The following is a 17,366-nucleotide window of genomic DNA, read 5'->3' as shown; positions in this document are numbered from 1 at the left end:
CTACCAGTCCCCCCACTCGAACAAACTCCACGAAGCCGCCGACCGCGCCCTCGATCACTACCTCAATCCCCCCAGGCAACCTGCCCCCCACAAGCCCGGCGCGATGTTTGTCATCGCCCCGAATATCGACACCGAGACCCTGCTGGCCCACGCCTGTGAATCACTGGCGTCGGCGAGTGTGATGGCGAGTGATTTCGCGGGGTTTCTGCAGGGTTCGCAGCGCAATACGATGCTGGGGATTGCGCAGGTGATCATGCTGGGTGAGCTGGCGGTGAATCGGGCGCTGGATAATCTCGATCCGCAGGATTAGTGGCCAAAGGACCGGGCCAGAGCCGTGAAGCCCGGGCCGGCCAGGACGATCAATAACGCCGGGAAGAGAAACAGCATCATCACGACGGACATTTTGGCGGACATCTTGGAGATGTATTCCTGCAGGCGCGTCAGGCGCCGGTCGTCGAGCAACTGTTTGAGCGCCATCAAGGACTTCATCGCGCCGCCCCCCTGATGGATCAATTGTTGAAGGATCACGCAGGTGTCGGTGAACTCGTCTACTGCAAGCAAGCGGGTGGTCTTGTTCAACTCTTCGCCCAGTTCCAGGCCGGAATCGACGCGGGTCAGAATCAGGCGCAGTTCATGGGTCAGGGCGGGCAGCAATTGCCTGCCCTCTTGGCTCAGCACACGCAGGGATTGCTCCACCGCCATGCCCGATTCGAACAGGGTGCGCAGCAGCGCAATGAAGGTTGAGGTTTCGGTGGCCAGTTGTTTTTGCCGACGTTGTGCGGCGGCGGCCAGCCAGCGTTTGGGCAACAGATAGCCGGCGCTGGTGGCGAGCATCGGGGCGATCCAGTGGTTCTCCACATTCGGGTAGAACAGCCCCTGGATCAGCAGGCACAAGGACAGCGCCAACACCGGCACGCCCACCTGCAAGGCGGCGAACAAGGAGCGTTGGCGTACGCTACGCCAGCCCAGTCGGTTGAGCAGGGCCTGGGTTTCGTTGTCCATTTTGACCGACTGCTGCCCCAGGCGGCTGGCGCCCAGGGCTTGCAGCAGTTGGCTGAAGTGGCTATCACCCGGCGCCTTGCCATCCAGTCGCTGGGCCACCTGGCGTGCCCGTCGGCTTTGGTCCAGCAAGGCGCTGAGCAACAACAGTGCCGCCCCGAAAAGCAGCAGTGCGCTCACCAGCAAGAGCATCTTCATATTCATAGGCTACGCAACATGCGCCAAAGCGCCAGGCAACCGATCACCTGAAATCCGAAGGCACTCGCCAGCATGATTTGCCCTGAGCTGTCGTGCCACATGGAAAGCAGGTAGGTCGGATTGGTGAGTAGAAAGTAACCAGCAACCGAGACCGGCAGCAAGGCAAGGACCACGGCAGTGATACGGGTTTCGCCGGTCATGGCCTTCAACTGGCGAGCCGCTTGCTCGCGTTCGCGGATCATCTTGATCAGGTTTTCCAGCAGCTCACTGGCATTGCCGCCGTAACGGTGGTTGACCTTCAAACCGAGTGCGAGCAGGCGCAGTTCATCTTTCTCGTACAGCTCGGCGAAGTCCGAAGCGGCGTCTGCCAGGCTGACCCCCAGATGCACATTGCGCTGAATCCGGCCCATGGCATTTTTCAGCGGGTCTTCGGCCGCATCGATGGCGCCGAGCACGGCATCGGCCAGGGTCCGTCCGGACTTCAGGCTGCGCACGGCGTGGTCGAGCAGCATCGGCAGCTGTTCGATCATGCGACTGAGGCGACGCTGATAACGCCAGCTGACGAATAGTCGTACCACCACCGGAGGCACCAGCAGCGCCAGCAGCGCGCCGATCCAGCCATCCAGGGCAATCCCCAGCAGCACCCCGAGTATCCAGAACACCAGCCATTGACCCAGGCGTTCGGTGGGACGTCCGAGTCCGGCGCGCAGGAACGCCCGCTCAAGGCCCGCCCATGACGGCTTCTGCACGACCCGCAGCGGTTGCCCCTGGCTCAGGCGTCCCAAAATCCGTTCGTTGCCGGTCTGGCGCAAGCCGTTATAGAGCAGGCGCAGCGCCAGGCCGAGAAAGATCAGGCAAACGAGGATGAGCAGCGCCGGTTTGAGCATGCCGTGGCCTCAGTACGCCGAGGGAGACAGCGCCGAGTCCCGGCGCAATTTGTCGCCAGCCGGATTTACGGCTTCGCGCAGGAAACCGAATCCGGTGTGGCGGTCGAAACGGAACAGTGTGTTGGTGACATACACGTCGTCGCGCACACCGACGACTTCCACCACTTCGCTGACACAGCGGCGACCGTCGGGCATGCGCGTGAGCTGGATGACCACGTCGAGCGCCGCGCAGATCATTTGCCGCAGGGTGCGCTCGGCGATGCTGCGGCCAGTCAAGCCCACCAGGGTCTCCAGGCGCAGCAGCGCATCCTGGGCGTTGTTGGCGTGTACGGTACTCATCGAGCCGTCGTGGCCGGTGTTCATGGCGGTCAATACATCGACCACTTCGACTCCGCGAATTTCGCCGAGGATGATCCGGTCCGGGCGCATCCGCAGGGCGTTGCGAATCAGGTCGCTGGCTTTCACCTCGCCATGGCCTTCGGCATTCGGTGGACGGGTTTCCAGGCGCACGACGTGAGGGTGGCCCAGTTGCAGTTCGGCGACGTCTTCGATGGTGACCAGTCGTTCCTGAGGGTTGATCAACTGGCTGAGAATGTTCAGCAGCGTGGTCTTGCCGGTGCCGGTGCCGCCGCTGATCAGGATGTTGCAGCGTTTGCCCACGGCTTCCTGAATGAATTCGAAGATTGCGTGATCGATGGTTTGCATCGCCATCAGATCGGAGCTTTTGAGCATGTCCTTGCGGAATTTTCGGATCGACAGGCAGGGGCCATCGAGGGCTATCGGCGGAATGATGGCGTTGACCCGGCTGCCGTCCGGCAGGCGCGCATCGACCATCGGCGAAGACTCATCGAGGCGCCGGCCCAGCGGCGCGAGAATCCGTTGCATGACACGTTCGACGTGGTGCGAATCGATAAAGCGCAGGTCACTCAGATGCAGCACGCCCTCGCGTTCGACAAATACCCGGTGCGGACCGTTGACCAGAATCTCGGTCACCGCCGTGTCGCGCAGTAGTACTTCCAACGGGCCGAAACCGGTGAGTTCGTCGACGATCTCTTCGGCCAGGCGCTCCATTTCATAGCGGGAAATCGCCAGGTGCAAACGCGCGATGTACTCGGCCACTTTGTCGATCACGAACTGCGACAGCGCCTGGCGCGAGCCCTCCAGCAGGTTTTTTCCCGACTCTTCGATGGCGTCGATGATGTAGCGGTGCAGCACCAGTTTCAGGCCTTCGTGGTCGGTATTGCCGACCGCGCCGCGATGGGGGGAGCCGAAGAGCTTTTCACTGCTCATTGTGCGCCCCTCAAGCGGTTGAACCAGCCGGTCTTGGGTTTGGCCAGGCCTTCGGAATGTTTGGCCAGGCACTCGCCGAGGGTGCGCAGGCTCTGGGTGAGGCCTTCGCGTGGGGCCAGTTCGAACAAGGTCAGGCCCTGGTTCTTGGCGTTGAGCCGCACTTCCGGGCTGTAGGCGAGGGTGGCGATGATCTCCAGGCCGAACGTCTTGCCCAGGGTGTCGGAGTCCGGTGCGACGCTGCGCAGGTAGCGGTCCACGAGCAATTTGGCGTGATCGAGCTTCATGCCTTTTTCGCGCCACAAGTTGAGCACCGTGAGGTTGCGGCGGCAGTCGAGCACGTTCTGGTCGGTGTACCACAGCAGTTTGTCGCAATGGTTGACGAAGGTGCGCAGCGCTTCGCTGTCAGGTTGGCCCGTGAGGTTTACCACGATGTGCTGGAAGTGTTGGCGCAGGGCGCTGAGCAACATGTACAGCTCGGCGGCGCTGGTGTGTTCCAGCGGTTCATCGCCACTGGCGTAGGCGAGGATGCGCAGCCCGGCTTCGCAACTGGTGAAGGCGCTGTCGATCAGCGTCGCGTCCAGGCGTCGCAAGTGGCGCAATGCATCACCGAAATGAAACGAGCTTTCAAGGCCCAGCAGCGCCAGGCTATCGCCCCGGGGTAATCCAAGGTCCAGCAGCAGCGTGTGCTGTCCGCTTTTTTGCACCACTTGCGCCATGTGCGTGGCCAGCAATGCGCCGTCGGCGCTGCTCTGCACGCCATACAGTACGGTCAGGCGGCCCAGGTGCGTGTTCGGCGCGATGGCGGGCAGGCGTTTGCTCAGGCGTCGCACCAGCCCCGCGACTTCACTGGAGCGTGAACCATAGGCCACGAAATCCCTGGCCCCGGCGCGCATCGCATTGAGCACAAGCTGGTTGTCCATGCCGTCGCCCAGCGCGACGATTGCCAGCATCGGTTTGGCTTCCAGCGCGCCTTCGATCAGCGCGCTTTGGGTTACCACGTGGTCGCGGTCCAGGCCGATGAACACCAGGCTGGCGCAGGTCACGTCCACCAGTGCCAACAGTTCGTCGAGGCTGCCACCACCGGCGCTGACCACCTGGCCCAAGGGCGCAAGGGCACCTTGCAGCCATTCCAGGTCGGTGCTGTTGCGCGTGATCGCGAGGAAGGTTTGACTCAGGTTCTGGCTCATTGCGATAACTCGCTGCGTGATACCGCACTCGCCGGCAGGCCGCCGAGCAAAGTGGCCCGGATCAAGCCGTTGAACAGTGGCGTAAAAGGTCTGCGCATGGAAAGGTATCCTTGCTCGACTCAGGGTGTTTGTTGAGTGATCTCGTTGCCGCGAATGACTTCCACGCTGGTTTTGCGCGATACGGCGCCAGGGCTGGCAACGGGTTTGGGCGGCGCAGTCATGGCCAGCTGGCTGAATTGCAATAACTCGCGGTTGGCATTGGCCAGGTTGGCGGAAGAGCTGCTTTCACCGGCCCAGTAGCGCGCCAGGCGTTTTTCATCGGCGCTACGCACGGCCAGGCGCAGCACGCCGGCCTGGGTCGCGAGCATCAGGCGGCTCACCAGTTGTTCTGGAACGGCGAGCAACACGGTCCGGGCCGCGCCTCGGGATTGATCCTGTTTGAGTTTTTCATCGGCGTTGCGCGCCGGGCTGGAAGGCTGGCCGTCGTTGGTCAACCCCAACTGCTCGCCGACCCCGAGCACCCGCAAGGCCGGCACCACGAGTTGGGCCGTTGGCTGCGGATTGAGGGTGTCCATACGCAGGAACAGCAGCACGTCGACATAGTCACCGGGTGTCAGTTGCCCGCCGATACTGACCACTTCTTCCATGGCAACCGCCAGGGCGCGCTCATTTGGGCGGATCATCCGTGACAGCTTGCTGCCGGCTTCGAAGCTTTCGTCGTTGAGCCAGCTGCCGGCGGTGAGGGCGCGCCAAGGGGTACGGCCAATCGCCTGGTCGAGGCTGGTCAGGCTGCCGGCCGGGGCGGTGTGCAACTGTTCCAGGACGACATCGGCGGCGGTGATCGGCGTATACGGCGCGACATCGTTGACCAGCACGACCACGGGATGGCGGGTCGGGTCATTTGCCGACACTGGCAGCTGTGCAATGGCGAGTGGTGCATTGACGGTGGATTGGGCAACGGTCTCGGGGGCCGGTTGACGACTCAATGTGAGTCCCCAGTAACCGGTAATGATGGCGCCGACCAGAAACAATCCGGCGAGGCCCAGAGTGACACGGCTGTTCATGAAGGCTCTCCCTTTCCTGCTGCGCAAACCCCGTCAGGTCTAACGAGACAACTTCGCAATCAGGCAGCTATGAACATGGAACTATTTCGCTATTTGACCGTAGCGCAGGTAGAGCAAAATGCCATTAGTGTGGAAAAAATATCTAACGAAAGTGCAAAGTTGCGATAAAACGACCTGTTTTTGACGTCAACGAAACGGTTAATACTTTAGTGTTAATGCGTATTTACAGTTGTTGGGCCGGGGAATGCCGACAATGCTGGTGCTGGCACTGGGGAATCATGTTGCGTCCGTGCAACACCCGTCGTCGTCCAGGAGAAATGCCATGTCTTTTTCCACGCTTGTTTTGAAGGTCGCTGCCGAAATCGCTTATTACAAAGGCTTGATCAAGGATACCGAGGGGGCTTCAGGTATTGAGTACGCGGTTATCGCTGCCATGGTCGCGGTGGTTATCGCCGGGCTCAGTTCGGGCATTGGGGATGATATTAGGACGGTGTTCGGCAATATCAGGACTGCACTGGTCCCTAGTTCCTGATTAAGGCATCGGAAATGCTGAAATCGGGTACTAACATCAGCGCTTCGTCCATTGCAGGTGTTACCTCATGAACGCTCACGCACAGCCACGCCAACAACTGCTTCTGGTGGATGACGAAGAGGACGCATTACTTGAGTTGGCGGAGTTGCTGGAGGGTGAGGGGTTCAATTGTTTTACGGCCACTTCGGTCAAGCTCGCGCTGCAGCACCTGACCCGGCATCCCGATATCGCTTTGGTGATCACCGATTTACGCATGCCGGAGGAGAGCGGCATGTCGTTGATCAAGCGCTTGCGCGAGCATACGTCGCGCCAGCATTTGCCGGTGATTGTGATGTCGGGGCATGCGGGCATGGATGATGTCAGTGACATGTTGCGCTTGCAGGTGCTGGATCTTTTTCGCAAGCCGATTTATCACGTGCGGTTGTTGGAGACGCTCAATAATCTGTTTCCTCAACCGCAGGTTTATCTGGTCAAAGGTTGACTTGGCGGCCTCTGGGCCGACCATGTTTGGGTTGATCGAGTACATATCCATTTCTGCGGTAACGGCTACTGGCGGTTTCGCCCTTACGGCGAGTCCCTTTTGGCAAACGCCCCAAAAGGAACCAAAAAGTCTCGCCCCTTACGTACGGCCCCTCGCTTAGGCTCGGCGTTCCTTCGCTGCGGTATTCATCCGGGGGCATTGCCCTCCGGTCGGCTTCGCTTCGACCTACATGCAATGAGTTCGACTGCGTCGAACGGCGCTGCGCGCCAATCCCCGGATGAACACCTCCACTCAGCCTTCCGAGGGGGCGGGTGGATCAAGATCAAGAGCTGCAGGCGAGCTAACGCTCGGCCTGATGAGTGGTGAGAAGCGACGGGGTGGTGTGGGCTGCTCTGCCTTTGCTCTTCTGTGGGAGCGAGCTTGCTCGCGATGGCGGCCTGCCAGCCGACCAATTTCTTTCGAATGTACCCAGCCCAACTTGAGCCTGCTCGCGATGGCGGCCTACCGGCCGGCCTGATTATCTGGGAGCACGCTCCCTCGCCACAAACATCAGCCTTGTCAGGCCACCGGCTGCCAATGCCCGACCATATGCTCCAGATCCCCGACACCCACCAACTGAAAGTCCCCGCTCGGTCCCGGCGCACTGGCCAGCAACGTCACCTCGCTGGGCAACCGTACCGGCTTCTTGAACTGCACGGCGATCTCAACATTTGCCGCAGGCAGATGCCCGGCCAGCGCTGCCAGCGTGCGTGCCTTGTTCCACAGGCCATGGGCGATGGCGGTCGGGAAGCCGAAGAGTCGGGCGCTGGCCGCGCTTAGGTGAATCGGGTTGTAGTCGCCGGACACCCAGGCATATTGCCGGCCGATCTCCGAGGGCGCTTTCCAGTGCTCGATTTCGCTCAGGACAAGGCTCGATACCAGGTTCTCTTCGAGCGGTTCGCCCTCGAGTTTGACGCCGCGACAGAGCATCCGGCTTTCTGCTTCCCACAACGGGCCCAACTGATCGTCGAGGCTGGTCAGCAGATCGAACGTCGCGCCTTTGGTGTGGGGTTGCAGGTTCTGCACTTGCACGCTGACGCGCACCCGACTCACCCCGCCCATGGTGCGCAACACACGTATGCGGTTGCTCAGGTGAATCAGGCCCAGCAGCGGGAACGGGAAGTCCCTGGCTGTGAGCAGTTGCATCTGCAAGGCAAACCCGAGGATGTGCGGGTAGGTCGGTGGCAGTAGGCCGTTGTCGGCGAAACCACAGACCTTGCGATAGGCCGCCAGGCGCTTGGGATCGACTTCGACCCAGCAACGAAGGCCCGAATCGGGCAGGCGGCTGCCGGTGATTTTTCGCCGTGTTGCCGCTCGTGCGTACAACCCCGGCAGGCTGGGTTCGCGGTTGAGTGTGTGCCAGTCGGTGATCATCCTTAAGCCCCCAGAACGCTTTGCCCACATACGCGCAAAGCTTGCCCGGTGAACGCGCCGGTGCCCGGTTGCGCGAGCCAGGCCACGGCCTCGGCGACGTCCTGCGGCAGGCCGCCCTGGCCGAGGGAGCTCATGCGCCGTCCGGCTTCGCGCAGGCCGAAGGGAATGTGCGCGGTCATCTGCGTTTCGATGAAGCCCGGCGCCACGGCGTTGATGCTGATGCCGCGCTCGTGGAGCAGCGGCGCCCAGGCTTGTGCCAGACTGATCAACCCGGCCTTGCTCGCCGCGTAATTGGTTTGCCCGCGATTACCGGCGATGCCGCTGATGGACGCCAGCAGGATCACCCGGCCGTTGTCGTGCAGGGTGCCGCTGTCGAGCAGGGCTTTGGTCAGCACTTGCGGCGCGTTGAGGTTGACCGCCAGCACCGCGTCCCAGAATTCCGGGGTCATGTTGGCCAGGGTTTTATCCCGGGTGATGCCGGCGTTGTGCACCACGATGTCGAGGCCGTCGGGCAGTTGTTCGACCAACTGCGCGGCGGCGTCTTCGGCGCAGATGTCGAGGGTGATGCTGCGCCCGCCGAGGCGCGCGGCGAGGGCTTCGAGATCGGTTTTGGCCGGCGGTACGTCGAGCAGGATGACATCGGCACCATCGCGGGCCAGGGTTTCGGCGATGGCGGCACCAATGCCCCGCGCCGCGCCGGTGACCAATGCCTTGCGCCCGGCGAGCGGGCGTGTCCAGTCGGTGACTGGCGTTGCGCACGGATTCAAGCGAATGACCTGACCGGACACGAAGGCGCTTTTGGGCGAGAGGAAAAACCGCAGCGGGCCTTCCAGTTGCGCCTCGGCACCTTCGCCGACGTAGATCAATTGCAGGGTGCCACCGCTGCGCAACTCCTTGGCCAGGGAGCGGCTGAAACCTTCCAGGGCACGCTGGGCACTGGCGGCAAACGGGTCACGCAGGGTTTGCGGATCACGCCCGAGAATCACCAGGTGTGCGCAGTGTTCGAGGTTCTTCATCAGCGGCTGGAAAAACTCGCGCAGTTGCTTGAGCTGATCGGTGTGCAGCAGGTCACTGGCGTCGAACACCACGGCCTTGAGTTTCGGTCCGTGGCCGGGAATCCAGGCCGTGGCCAGCGAAGGCTCGGTGCCGTAGCTGTAGATCGCGTCGGTCAGGCGGTTGGCGAACGCGCTGACGTGTTCGGCCAACGGTCCGCCGCCGATCAGCAGTGCACCTTCTACAGGTCGCAACCGACCCGCTTGCCAGCGCTCCAGTCTGGTCGGCGCCGGCAACCCCAGGGCACCGACCAGGCGATGGCCGATGGACGAATTGGCGAAGTCGATATAGCGGTCAGACATGGAACGCGCTCCGAAAGCTGGGGTTCAAAGTGTGGACCATGAATGGCGATCAGTCGTTCGATCCACGAGATAAGGCCTACGCTTGGTTACAGTGTAGGAGCGAGCTTGCTCCGGGCGGCGTTCCGACGATGGCGGTGTATCAGCCAACATCGATGTTGCATGTGCTGACCTCTTCGCGAGCAGGCTCGCTCCCACAGGGGTTAGTGTTTACATCAGGTCTTTTGTCAGGAGCTCTTCATGACCCAACTGCGCCGCGTCGCGATCATCGGCGGTAACCGGATTCCCTTCGCCCGTTCCAACGGCCCCTACGCCACGGCCAGTAACCAGGTGATGCTCACCGCCGCCCTCGAGGGCCTGATCGAGCGTTACAACCTGCACGGCCAGCGCATCGGCGAAGTGGTCGCCGGGGCGGTGCTCAAGTTGTCGCGGGACATGAACCTCACGCGCGAGTGCGTACTGGGTTCGCGGCTGTCGCCCGCCACCCCGGCCTACGACATCCAGCAGGCGTGCGGCACCGGGCTGGAAGCGGCGTTGCTGGTGGCGAACAAGATTGCCCTGGGCCAGATCGACTGCGGCATCGCCGGTGGCGTGGACACCACCTCGGATGCACCGATCAGCGTCAGCGAGGGGCTGCGCAAAATCCTCCTGCAAGCCAATCGCGCCAAAACCACCGGCGACAAACTGAAAACCTTCCTGCAATTGCGTCCCAAACATCTGATCCCCGAGTTCCCGCGCAACGGCGAGCCGCGTACCGGGTTGTCCATGGGCCAACATTGCGAGCTGATGGCCCAGACCTGGAGCATCCCTCGCCAGGCACAGGATCAATTGGCGCTGGAGAGTCATCAGAAACTGGCCGCGTCCTACGCTGAGGGCTGGCACAACGACCTGATGACGCCGTTCCTGGGCCTGACCCGCGACAACAACCTGCGCCCGGATTCGACGCTGGAAAAGCTCGCCGCGCTCAAGCCGGCCTATGAGAAAAGCACCAGGGGCACTCTGACCGCCGGCAACTCCACGCCGCTGACCGATGGTGCGTCACTGGTGCTGCTGGGCAGCGAGGAATGGGCCAAGGCACGCGGGTTACCGATCCTGGCCTACTGGCGTGACGGCGAGGCGGCGGCGGTGGATTTCGTCAACGGCGCCGAAGGCTTGTTGATGGCACCGGTCTACGCCGTGCCGCGTTTGCTGGCGCGCAATGGCCTGACCTTGCAGGACTTCGACTACTACGAAATCCACGAAGCCTTCGCCGCGCAAGTGCTGTGCACTTTGAAGGCCTGGGAGGATCCGGAGTACTGCAAAACCCGTCTCGGGCTCGATGCGGCGCTGGGCTCGATCGACCGCAGCAGGCTCAACGTCAAGGGCAGTTCATTGGCAGCGGGGCATCCGTTTGCCGCCACGGGCGGGCGTATCGTCGCCAACCTGGCGAAGTTGCTGGATGCAGCGGGCAAGGGGCGGGGACTGATATCGATCTGCGCGGCGGGCGGGCAGGGCGTGACCGCCATTATCGAGCGCTGAGTGTTTAGCTCCGGGGGCCAGTACACTGAGTATCCCTGTGGCGAGGGGGCTTGTCGGAACGCCGCACCGCCCCGTTCGAGCGCGAAGCGGTCGTAAAATCAGCGACCGCTTTTTCTCAGGCACACTACGTTGATCGCTTTACGGCTGCTTCGCAACCGAACGGGGCGGTGCGGCGTTCCGACAAGCCCCCTCGCCACAGTTGATCGGTTCGCTTATGTACGGAACCTGCGCACCAACCCGTCCAGCTCATTGGACAACCCGGCCAGGCTCTGGGAATCCAGGCGCGCCGAGTTGGCCAGTTCCGCCACTAGCTGCGCATCGCCATGGATCTGGCTGATGTGCCGGTTGATGTCTTCGGCCACTTGATGCTGTTGTTCCGCCGCCGTGGCGATCTGGGTGTTCATGTCGCGGATCACGTCCACCGACTCGCGGATCTGCCCGAAGCTGTTGCGCGCCTCGCCGATGCGCGTCACCGATTGCTGGGACACTTCCAGGCTGGCGTGCATCTGTTGGGTCACCTGGCTGGTGCGTTTGGCCAGGTTGCCCAGCAGTCCGTCGATTTCCGCCGTGGAGTCGGCCGTGCGCTTGGCCAGGGCCCGCACTTCGTCAGCCACCACAGCAAAGCCGCGACCTTGTTCACCAGCCCGGGCCGCTTCGATCGCGGCGTTCAGCGCCAGCAGGTTGGTCTGTTCGGCGATCGAGCGGATGGTCCCCAGGATCGACTGAATGTCGTTGCTGTCGCGTTCGAGCTGTTGCATCGACTGGGCCGACTGTTCGATTTCCTGGCTCAGGCGATCCACGCTGCTGACCGCCGCATCGATCTGCTGCTGACCTTCGCGAGCCTGGCGCTGGCCACTGTCGGCAGACTCCGCCGCCTGGCTGCAAGAGCGCGCGACTTCGTTGGCGGTGGCGACCATTTCGTGGAACGCCGTGGAGACCATGTCCACCGCTTCACGCTGGCGTCCGGCGGCTTCGGCCATGTCGCTGGAGACCTGGGTCGAACTCCTGGACGTGGCGAGGATTTTGCCCGCCGCGCCGCCGATGTTCTGGATCAGGTTGCGAATCGCGGTCAGGAACTGGTTGAACCAGTTGGCCAGTTGCGCGGTTTCATCATTGCCACGGATTTGCAGGTTCTGGGTCAGGTCGCCTTCGCCCTGGGCGATGCCTTCCAGGCCACTGGCCACGCTGCGGATCGGGCGCACGATGAGGCTGGCAAAACTGGCACCGACGACGGCAAAGATGACAGCCAGGACGGCGGCGATGATGGCGATCAACCAGGTCAACTGGGTCGCGGAACTCATCACGTCGTCCTGTTTGATCAGGCCGATGAAGGTCCAGCCCAGTTGTTCCGATGGCCAGACGTTGGCCATGTAGTGCTCGCCGTTCAGCTCCACTTCCACCAGGCCTTTGCCGGCCTTGGCCAGTTGCGCGTAGCCGTCGCCAAGGCTGTTCAGCGGTTTGAAGTTGTGTTCCGGTTGTTTCGGATCCACCAGGACCATGCCGGTGTTTTCCAGCAGCATCAGGTAGCCGGTTTCACCGAGCTTGATCTGTTTGACGATTTCGGTGAGCTGCTTGAGCGTCACGTCGATGCTGACCACGCCGCCATTGGTGCCCAGCTTGTTGTCGATGGTGCGCACGGTGCTGACGTAGGTCGCGTCGTCCTGGGCCCAGTAATAGGCCTCGGTACGGAACGGCTTGCCCGGTTTGGCCTGGGCCGCCTTGTACCAGGGGCGCTGGCGCGGGTCGTAGTTGTTCAGCTTCGGATCATCCGGCCACGACACGTAGCCGCCCGCCGCCGTGCCGAGGATGGCATAGGCGTAGGCCGGGTGGCTGTTGCCCAGGTCCTGGAGCAGGGTGAAGACTTTTTTGTCAGCCTCGCCCTGAGGGATGCTCTCGGCGTTGGCGGCCATGTAAGTCTTGAGGCTGTCGTCGGAGTTTCGGATCAACGGCTGCTTGGCCAGGTAATCGACGTTCTGGCTGATGCCGTCAAAGAACAATTGCATGGCGTTGCTGACCTGACGAATCTCGCGGGCACTGCCGTCGACGAATTCGTCCCTGGCATCACTGCGCAGGTTCAGCACAACGAGGGTGGCGACCAGCACCACGGGCAGGCAGGCGATGATTGCAAACGCCCAGGTCAACTTCTGTTTGATGTTCATCCGCGCTCCAGATTTTCTTGTAGGCCCACGCAGTGCAGATGACTCGCGGTTTATTGGCAGCCGTAAACGTTCTTGGTCAACCCGGGTCCTTGAGTGCGGCATCGCTTTTGTTGTGGCAGCGATTGTCGGACAAATCACTTTGTCACTTAGGACTTCGGCTGTTGTTGGAGGAAATTGAGGCCTGTTGGGAAAAATCCTACGGAAGGTATGAGCGGTGGTGTCAGCTTCTGTCGCAATTACCCTCAATGCCCATGCACAACAAGTGACGCAGGCTCGGCTATGATCTGGAACGACCATGGCGGTCGTCGGTTTTACCTGATGAAATCGGTACATTGTGTGCATCTGCAATGTTCATAAGTCGGCAACCCCTCCCCCCCGTGAGTGGATTGCCGTATAACGAATGACTTTCGCGTGTTTGGTAATAAAGGACCCACAATAAAAGCTGATGAAGACTCCAAAACGCATTGAACCCCTGATCGAGGACGGTCTGGTCGACGAGGTGCTGCGCCCACTCATGAGTGGTAAAGAAGCAGCTGTTTATGTGGTGCGCTGCGGCAACGAGTTGCGTTGCGCGAAGGTCTACAAGGAGGCGAATAAACGCAGTTTCCGTCAGGCAGCCGAGTACCAGGAAGGCCGCAAGGTACGCAACAGCCGTCAGGCCCGTGCGATGGCCAAGGGCTCCAAGTTTGGCCGCAAGGAAACCGAGGACGCTTGGCAGAACGCCGAAGTGGCGGCGCTGTTCCGTCTGGCCAGTGCCGGTGTGCGGGTGCCCAAGCCGTTCGACTTCCTCGAAGGCGTGCTGCTCATGGAACTGGTGGCCGACGAGTACGGTGATGCCGCGCCGCGCCTGAACGATGTGGTGCTGGAGCCGGACCAGGCCCGGGAGTATCACGCGTTTCTGATTTCCCAGATCGTGCTGATGCTGTGTACCGGTCTGGTGCACGGTGACCTGTCCGAGTTCAACGTGCTGCTGACGCCGACCGGTCCGGTGATCATCGACCTGCCGCAGGCGGTGGACGCAGCGGGCAACAACCACGCGTTCAGCATGCTGGAGCGGGATGTGGGCAACATGGCGTCCTACTTCGGGCGGTTTGCACCGGAGTTGAAGAAGACCAAGTACGCCAAGGAAATGTGGGCCTTGTACGAGGCCGGCACCTTGCACCCGGCCAGTGTCCTGACCGGCGAGTTCGTCGACACGGAAGAGCTGGCGGACGTGGGTGGAATCATGCGCGAGATCGAGGCCGCGCGCCTGGATGAAGAGCGCAAGCAAGCCGTACGCGCGGCGGACGATGCTCCGCCGGGCAAGACCGAAGAACCGCCTCCGCCCTGGATGCAGTGATCGGATAAAGAAAAACCCGGCTTCGGCCGGGTTTTTTGTGCGCCACCCAAATCCCTACAGGGAGTTGCGGTGGTTGGCAGGGGCGGCACAACACCCCGACTCCAGATTCTTCAGGATCGGGCAATCCGGCCGATGATCGCCCTGACAGTGCTCGACCAGGTCCTGCAAGGTGTCGCGCAACTGGCCCAACTCGCGGATCTTCTGGTTCAACTCATCGATGTGCTGGCGAGCCAACGCTTTCACATCGGCGCTGGCGCGCTGGCGGTCTTGCCAGAGGGTCAGCAACTTGCCGACCTCTTCCAGGGAAAACCCCAGGTCCCGCGAGCGCTTGATGAACGCCAGCGTGTGCAGGTCGTCATCGCCGTACACCCGGTAGCCGCTGTCGGTGCGATGGGCTGCCTTGAGCAGGCCGATGGATTCGTAATAACGGATCATCTTTGCGCTCAGGCCACTGTGGCGGGCCGCTTGGCCGATGTTCATCGGTTGTCCTCCAGGTCCTTGGGTTTCCAGGTTTTCAACAGTAACGCATTGCTCACCACGCTGACGCTCGACAACGCCATGGCCGCACCGGCCAGCACTGGGTTGAGGAAGCCGAAGGCCGCCAGCGGAATGCCGATCAGGTTATAGACAAAGGCCCAGAACAGATTCTGCCGAATCTTGGCGTAGGTCTTGCGGCTGATCTCCAATGCGGCCGGCACCAGTCTCGGATCGCCGCGCATCAGGGTGATGCCGGCCGCGTGCATGGCGACGTCGGTGCCGCCACCCATGGCAATGCCGATGTCGGCGGCGGCCAGTGCCGGGGCGTCGTTGATGCCGTCGCCGACCATCGCCACCACCCCGGTTTGTTTCAGTGCGGCGACCGTGGCGGCTTTGTCCGCCGGTAGCACTTCGGCATGCACATCGTGGATGCCCAGCACCTCGGCCACCACCTTGGCGCTGCCGCGATTGTCGCCGGTCAGCAGGTGGCTGCTGATGTTCCGTGCGCTGAGTTGTTGCACCGCTTGCAGCGCGCCGGGCTTGAGGGTGTCACCGAAGGCGAACAGGCCCAGCACCTGTGGTTCGGGGGATTGTTCGATCAGCCAGGACAAGGTCCGGCCTTCTTTTTCCCACGCGATTGCGGAGTCGGCCAACGGCCCGGCATTCAAGCCGCTGTCCTCCAGCAGACGCCGATTGCCCAGCGCCAGGCGACGCCCTTCGAGGTTGCCGGCGATGCCGCGGCCGGTCAGGGACTGGCTGTCGCTGACATCGGCCACCTTCAATCCACGCTCGGCACAGGCATCCAGAACAGCCTTGGCCAGCGGGTGCTCACTGCCGCGTTGCAGGGCGCCGGCCAATTGCAGCAAGCTCGCCTCATTACCGTCGATAGCACTCAGATGAGCAATGCGCGGGGCGCCGGAGGTCAGGGTGCCGGTCTTGTCGAATACCACCGCGCTGACTTCATGGGCTCGCTCCAGTGCTTCGGCGTCCTTGATCAGAATCCCGTAGCGCGCCGCCACGCCGGTGCCGGCCATGATCGCGGTCGGCGTGGCCAGGCCCAAGGCGCACGGGCAGGCGATCACCAACACCGCCACGGCGTTGATCAGCGCGGTTTCCATCGGTGCGCCGTACAGCCACCAGCCGATCAGGGTGGCCAGGGCAATCAGCAGCACAGTGGGCACGAACACCTGGCTGACTTTATCCACCAGTTTCTGGATCGGCGCTTTTGCAGCCTGAGCGTCTTCCACCAGACGGATGATCCGCGCCAGCACGGTTTCCGCACCGAGGGCCTGGGTACGCACCAGCAACCGGCCTTCACCGTTGATCGCGCCACCGGTGACTCTGTCGCCGGGCTGCTTGGGCACCGGCAGGCTCTCGCCACTGATCAGGGCTTCGTCGGCGTGGCTCTGGCCTTCAACCACTTCGCCGTCCACCGGGAAGCGTTCGCCGGGTTTGACCATCACCAGATCGTTGAGGCGCAGGGCGCTGATGGCGACGTCTTGCTCGTTGCCATCGATCACCCGGATCGCCCGTTCCGGACGCAAGGCTTCGAGGGCTCGGATGGCGCTGGCGGTCTGGCGCTTGGCGCGACTTTCCAGGTACTTGCCCAGCAGCACCAGGGCGATCACCACCGCCGAGGCTTCGAAGTACAGATGCGGCATGCGCCCGGCGGCGGTGGCCCATTCGTACAGGCTCAAGCCATACCCGGCGCTGGTGCCCAAGGCAACCAGCAAATCCATGTTGCCGGCCCCGGCGCGCACGGCTTTCCACGCGGCGACGTAGAACCGTGCACCGAAGATGAACTGCACCGGCGTGGCCAAGGCGAATTGCGCCCAGGCCGGGAGCATCCAGTGCACGCCGAATGGCTGTAGCAGCATCGGCAATACCAGCGGCAAGGCGAGGGCAATGGCGATGATCAAGGCCAGGCGTTCGCGGTGCAGGCGCTGTTGTTGATCGTCGGTTGGCGGGTGTTCGACTTCCCACACGCTGGCGCTGTAGCCAGCCTTGGCCACCGCGGCGATCAAGGTTTGCGGGTCGATCTGGCCGAGCAGTTCAAGGTGGGCGCGTTCGTTGGCCAGGTTGACGCTGACGCTTTTCACCCCGGCAACCTTGCCTAGCGCACGCTCGACGCGACCGAAGCAGGAAGCGCAGGTCATGCCGTCGATGCTCAATTCCAGGCGCTGTTGCGGCACGCTGTAGCCGGCCTTGGCCACGGCATCCATCAGGGCCGACAGGCTGTCGCTGGGTGCCTGGACCCGCGCCTGTTCAGTGGCGAGGTTGACGCTGACGGCACTGGCGCCAATGACTTTGCTCAAGGCGCGCTCGACCCGCCCAGCGCAACTGGCGCAGGTCATGCCGGCAATCGGCAGGTCGAACGTGGTGGATTCGGACATCGGTCGCACTCCCTGTAGTAGATGACCACAGGATCAACCTTGCCATGCTGGCAAGGTCAAGTGCCATAATTCAGATC

15 protein-coding genes and 1 pseudogene are annotated in these 17,366 nt (G+C 62.3%); 5 read left to right on the top strand and 11 right to left on the bottom strand.

Annotated elements, in window-relative coordinates:
* Nucleotides 1-310, top strand: a 310-nt coding sequence (locus KGB07_RS20685; protein WP_223466417.1) for a DUF6124 family protein, incomplete at its 5' end; no start/stop codon positions are given.
* On the opposite strand, the gene KGB07_RS20680 is transcribed toward KGB07_RS20685, so the two are convergent.
* From KGB07_RS20680 to cpaB, 5 genes are all read right to left on the bottom strand, one after another.
* Entirely contained in the window at nt 307-1,197 is an 891-nt protein-coding gene (locus KGB07_RS20680) for a type II secretion system F family protein (protein WP_046043774.1), read from the bottom strand. The two genes, KGB07_RS20685 and KGB07_RS20680, sit on opposite strands and share 4 nt — an antisense overlap.
* 2 nt (nt 1,198-1,199) lie before the next feature.
* Nucleotides 1,200-2,084, bottom strand: a complete 885-nt coding sequence (locus KGB07_RS20675; RefSeq protein ID WP_046043772.1) for a type II secretion system F family protein — start codon at nt 2,082-2,084, stop codon at nt 1,200-1,202.
* A 9-nt stretch (nt 2,085-2,093) separates the two neighbouring features.
* A complete protein-coding gene (locus KGB07_RS20670) occupies nt 2,094-3,374 on the bottom strand; it encodes a CpaF family protein (protein WP_046043771.1) in 1,281 nt (426 codons plus the stop codon).
* Nucleotides 3,371-4,561, bottom strand: coding sequence for a CpaE family protein (locus KGB07_RS20665; protein ID WP_046043770.1), 1,191 nt, complete (start codon nt 4,559-4,561; stop codon nt 3,371-3,373). Before KGB07_RS20665 ends, KGB07_RS20670 begins: the two co-directional genes overlap by 4 nt.
* A gap of 119 nt (nt 4,562-4,680) precedes the next feature.
* Nucleotides 4,681-5,625: a Flp pilus assembly protein CpaB gene (gene cpaB, locus KGB07_RS20660; RefSeq protein WP_046043769.1), complete on the bottom strand. Its 945-nt coding sequence runs from the start codon at nt 5,623-5,625 to the stop codon at nt 4,681-4,683.
* 322 nt (nt 5,626-5,947) lie between these two features.
* On the opposite strand from cpaB, the gene KGB07_RS20655 reads away from it, so the two are divergent.
* Both KGB07_RS20655 and KGB07_RS20650 read left to right on the top strand, forming a co-directional pair.
* Entirely contained in the window at nt 5,948-6,157 is a 210-nt protein-coding gene (locus tag KGB07_RS20655; protein WP_223466416.1) for a Flp family type IVb pilin, read from the top strand.
* A 67-nt stretch (nt 6,158-6,224) separates the two neighbouring features.
* Entirely contained in the window at nt 6,225-6,638 is a 414-nt protein-coding gene (locus KGB07_RS20650; RefSeq protein ID WP_046043766.1) for a response regulator, read from the top strand.
* 558 nt (nt 6,639-7,196) lie between these two features.
* On the opposite strand, the gene KGB07_RS20645 is transcribed toward KGB07_RS20650, so the two are convergent.
* Together KGB07_RS20645 and KGB07_RS20640 are read right to left on the bottom strand one after the other, a co-directional pair.
* Nucleotides 7,197-8,051, bottom strand: a complete 855-nt coding sequence (locus tag KGB07_RS20645; protein ID WP_223466415.1) for a MaoC family dehydratase — start codon at nt 8,049-8,051, stop codon at nt 7,197-7,199.
* Nucleotides 8,052-8,053: 2 nt separating this feature from the next.
* Nucleotides 8,054-9,406: a 3-oxoacyl-ACP reductase gene (locus KGB07_RS20640; protein WP_223466414.1), complete on the bottom strand. Its 1,353-nt coding sequence runs from the start codon at nt 9,404-9,406 to the stop codon at nt 8,054-8,056.
* Between the two features lie 237 nt (nt 9,407-9,643).
* Between KGB07_RS20640 and KGB07_RS20635 the strand changes: the two genes are divergently transcribed.
* Entirely contained in the window at nt 9,644-10,921 is a 1,278-nt protein-coding gene (locus KGB07_RS20635) for an acetyl-CoA C-acetyltransferase (protein ID WP_046043763.1), read from the top strand.
* 212 nt (nt 10,922-11,133) lie between these two features.
* On the opposite strand, the gene KGB07_RS29775 is transcribed toward KGB07_RS20635, so the two are convergent.
* Together KGB07_RS29775 and KGB07_RS29770 are read right to left on the bottom strand one after the other, a co-directional pair.
* A complete protein-coding gene (locus KGB07_RS29775; protein WP_370628334.1) occupies nt 11,134-11,862 on the bottom strand; it encodes a methyl-accepting chemotaxis protein in 729 nt (242 codons plus the stop codon).
* Nucleotides 11,863-11,991: 129 nt separating this feature from the next.
* Nucleotides 11,992-13,080, bottom strand: a pseudogene (locus KGB07_RS29770) (cache domain-containing protein); the annotation flags it as partial.
* A 445-nt stretch (nt 13,081-13,525) separates the two neighbouring features.
* On the opposite strand from KGB07_RS29770, the gene KGB07_RS20625 reads away from it, so the two are divergent.
* Nucleotides 13,526-14,419 carry a PA4780 family RIO1-like protein kinase gene (locus tag KGB07_RS20625; protein ID WP_223466410.1) on the top strand — a complete coding sequence of 298 codons (894 nt, stop codon included), beginning with the start codon at nt 13,526-13,528 and terminating at the stop codon, nt 14,417-14,419.
* 54 nt (nt 14,420-14,473) lie between these two features.
* On the opposite strand, the gene cueR is transcribed toward KGB07_RS20625, so the two are convergent.
* Nucleotides 14,474-14,899, bottom strand: a complete 426-nt coding sequence (gene cueR / locus KGB07_RS20620) for a Cu(I)-responsive transcriptional regulator (protein ID WP_223466408.1) — start codon at nt 14,897-14,899, stop codon at nt 14,474-14,476.
* A complete protein-coding gene (locus KGB07_RS20615) occupies nt 14,896-17,289 on the bottom strand; it encodes a heavy metal translocating P-type ATPase (protein WP_223466406.1) in 2,394 nt (797 codons plus the stop codon). The genes cueR and KGB07_RS20615 overlap by 4 nt, the downstream gene beginning before the upstream one ends.
* Nucleotides 17,290-17,366 lie beyond the last annotated feature (77 nt).

It is taken from the genome of Pseudomonas sp. GL-RE-26, assembly GCF_019956275.1.
Taxonomy (GTDB): Bacteria; Pseudomonadota; Gammaproteobacteria; order Pseudomonadales; family Pseudomonadaceae; genus Aquipseudomonas; species Aquipseudomonas grandcourensis.
This window is presented reverse-complemented; position numbering and strand designations above follow the sequence as displayed.

Bases quoted from the DNA above. Each gene is read 5' to 3' on its own strand.
- KGB07_RS20650 (WP_046043766.1), top strand. From the start codon at position 6,225: ATGAACGCTCACGCACAGCCACGCCAACAACTGCTTCTGGTGGATGAC.
- KGB07_RS20635 (WP_046043763.1), top strand. From the start codon at position 9,644: ATGACCCAACTGCGCCGCGTCGCGATCATCGGCGGTAACCGGATTCCC.
- cpaB (WP_046043769.1), bottom strand. From the start codon at position 5,625: ATGAACAGCCGTGTCACTCTGGGCCTCGCCGGATTGTTTCTGGTCGGC.
- KGB07_RS20655 (WP_223466416.1), top strand. From the start codon at position 5,948: ATGTCTTTTTCCACGCTTGTTTTGAAGGTCGCTGCCGAAATCGCTTAT.
- KGB07_RS20615 (WP_223466406.1), bottom strand. From the start codon at position 17,289: ATGTCCGAATCCACCACGTTCGACCTGCCGATTGCCGGCATGACCTGC.
- KGB07_RS29775 (WP_370628334.1), bottom strand. From the start codon at position 11,862: ATGGTCTCCACGGCGTTCCACGAAATGGTCGCCACCGCCAACGAAGTC.
- cueR (WP_223466408.1), bottom strand. From the start codon at position 14,899: ATGAACATCGGCCAAGCGGCCCGCCACAGTGGCCTGAGCGCAAAGATG.
- KGB07_RS20675 (WP_046043772.1), bottom strand. From the start codon at position 2,084: ATGCTCAAACCGGCGCTGCTCATCCTCGTTTGCCTGATCTTTCTCGGC.
- KGB07_RS20680 (WP_046043774.1), bottom strand. From the start codon at position 1,197: ATGAAGATGCTCTTGCTGGTGAGCGCACTGCTGCTTTTCGGGGCGGCA.
- KGB07_RS20640 (WP_223466414.1), bottom strand. From the start codon at position 9,406: ATGTCTGACCGCTATATCGACTTCGCCAATTCGTCCATCGGCCATCGC.
- KGB07_RS20665 (WP_046043770.1), bottom strand. From the start codon at position 4,561: ATGAGCCAGAACCTGAGTCAAACCTTCCTCGCGATCACGCGCAACAGC.
- KGB07_RS20670 (WP_046043771.1), bottom strand. From the start codon at position 3,374: ATGAGCAGTGAAAAGCTCTTCGGCTCCCCCCATCGCGGCGCGGTCGGC.
- KGB07_RS20645 (WP_223466415.1), bottom strand. From the start codon at position 8,051: ATGATCACCGACTGGCACACACTCAACCGCGAACCCAGCCTGCCGGGG.
- KGB07_RS20625 (WP_223466410.1), top strand. From the start codon at position 13,526: ATGAAGACTCCAAAACGCATTGAACCCCTGATCGAGGACGGTCTGGTC.